We start from the raw sequence: 509 nt of genomic DNA on the forward strand, positions 1-509 counted from the left end.
GCGACCGAGCTGCGCGACTCCACCAACTACGCAGGGCACCGCCTAGCCCCGTGGTTAGGTCACTTGATGGTGTCCCGGCAGGAGACCGCCCGGCCGCTGCTCACGCCGGGCGAAATCATGCAGCTTCCACCCACCGACGAAATCGTCATGGTCGCGGGCACGCCGCCGATCCGCGCCATCAAGGCGCGCTATTTCGAGGATGCGCGATTGCAGGAACGCATCCTGACCCCGCCCGATCTGGTCGCCGCTCCGCTGGCGCCCAGCCCATCCGCCGATGATTGGTCCGGCCGCGTGGTCGCGGCGGAAAGCCGTTCCGCGACGTGCGGAAGCGAGGCCGAAGGCGATCCGGCCAATGCGGGCATCCGCCGCGAGCCGGAATTGCCCGAGCATGAGGAAATCGTCGCCCCGCCGCCATCCCCCGAACAGGAGTTCGAGTTTCTGGACGACGAGCCGGACGTTGACGCGGCCAAGGCCCGCGCCATGCGCCAGCGCATGAGGATGGTGGCGCG

Annotated in this window: 1 protein-coding gene; it reads left to right on the top strand. The window is 69.0% G+C overall.

Annotated elements, in window-relative coordinates; genetic code table 11:
• Positions 1 to 509, top strand: a 509-nt coding sequence (locus KYK29_RS22415; RefSeq protein WP_254693081.1) for a type IV secretory system conjugative DNA transfer family protein, incomplete at both ends; no start/stop codon positions are given.

Origin of the sequence: Shinella daejeonensis (assembly GCF_024281235.1) — a bacterium.
GTDB classification, from domain to species: Bacteria; Pseudomonadota; Alphaproteobacteria; order Rhizobiales; family Rhizobiaceae; genus Shinella; species Shinella daejeonensis.